Genomic DNA, 1,230 nt, shown 5'->3' with positions numbered 1-1,230 from the left:
ATTTGGGCACTGTCTCAACAACCCACCCGGCGAAATTGTAGTACTGGTGAAGATGCCAGTTACCCGCAACTAGACGGAAAGACCCCATGGAGCTTTACTGTAGCTTAATACTGAGGATTGGTAATTGATGTACAGGATAGGTGGGAGACATGGAAACATTGGCGTCAGCCAGTGCGGAGTCACCCTTGGGATACCACCCTTCAATTGCTGGTTTTCTAACCTGCGGCCGTGAATCCGGTCGGGGGACACTGTTAGGTGGGCAGTTTGACTGGGGCGGTCGCCTCCAAAAAGGTAACGGAGGCGCTCAAAGGTTCGTTCAGCACGGACGGAAATCGTGCAGTGAGTGTAAACGCAGAAACGAGCCTAACTGCGACACCGACGGGTGGAGCAGTAACGAAAGTTGGAGTTAGTGATCCGGCGGTATGTGAGTGGAAATGCCGTCGCTCAACGGATAAAAGCTACCCTGGGGATAACAGGCTGATCTCCCCCAAGCGTCCACAGCGACGGGGAGGTTTGGCACCTCGATGTCGGCTCGTCACATCCTGGGGCTGAATTCGGTCCCAAGGGTTCGGCTGTTCGCCGATTAAAGTGGCACGCGAGCTGGGTTCAGAACGTCGTGAGACAGTTCGGTCCCTATCTGTTGCGGGCGTAAGAGATTTGAAGGGAGCTGTCCTTAGTACGAGAGGACCGGGATGGACAGACCTCTGGTGCACCAGTTGTCCTGCCAAGGGCACAGCTGGGTAGCTACGTCTGGACGAGATAAACGCTGAAAGCATCTAAGCGTGAAACTCCCCCTAAGATAAGATCTCTCATCCGAAAGGAGTAAGGCTCGACGTAGACTATGTCGTAGATAGGTCGGAGGTGGAAGCACGGTAACGTGTGCAGCTGACCGATACTAATAAGCCGAGGGCTTGACCTAAAGGTCAAGGAAGGATGCAGGCGCTTGTGAGCGAGGTCTTGAGGTTTCACTGTTCGGTTTTGAAGGCGCAGGTAAGCGCCTCCCTCTTGCGAAAGAGAAAGCATGGAAAAGGGACGAAGTTTTCTTTGCATACTTTCTTTTTCAAAAGAAAGTATGCGCCTTTAGCTCAGTTGGTAGAGCAACTGACTCTTAATCAGTGGGTCCCGGGTTCGAATCCCTGAAGGCGCACCATACGGCCCGTTGGTCAAGCGGTTAAGACGGCGGCCTCTCACGCCGCAAACATGGGTTCGATTCCCGTACGGGTCACCAGT

Annotated in this window: 2 tRNA genes and 1 rRNA gene; all 3 read left to right on the top strand. The window is 53.6% G+C overall.

The window, feature by feature from the left end:
* Nucleotides 1–919 (top strand): 23S ribosomal RNA (locus tag WS42_RS14725); the annotation flags it as partial.
* Nucleotides 920–1,074: 155 nt separating this feature from the next.
* Nucleotides 1,075–1,150, top strand: a tRNA-Lys gene (locus WS42_RS14720).
* A gap of 3 nt (nt 1,151–1,153) precedes the next feature.
* A tRNA-Glu gene (locus WS42_RS14715) sits at nt 1,154–1,228 on the top strand.
* The last annotated feature ends 2 nt before the right edge of the window (nt 1,229–1,230 follow it).

The sequence above is a fragment of the Odoribacter sp. N54.MGS-14 genome, assembly GCF_000980295.1.
In the GTDB taxonomy this organism is placed as follows: Bacteria; Bacteroidota; Bacteroidia; order Bacteroidales; family Marinifilaceae; genus Odoribacter; species Odoribacter splanchnicus.
The sequence above is the reverse complement of the archived record's forward strand: the minus strand, read 5'-3'. Positions and strand labels throughout refer to the sequence as shown.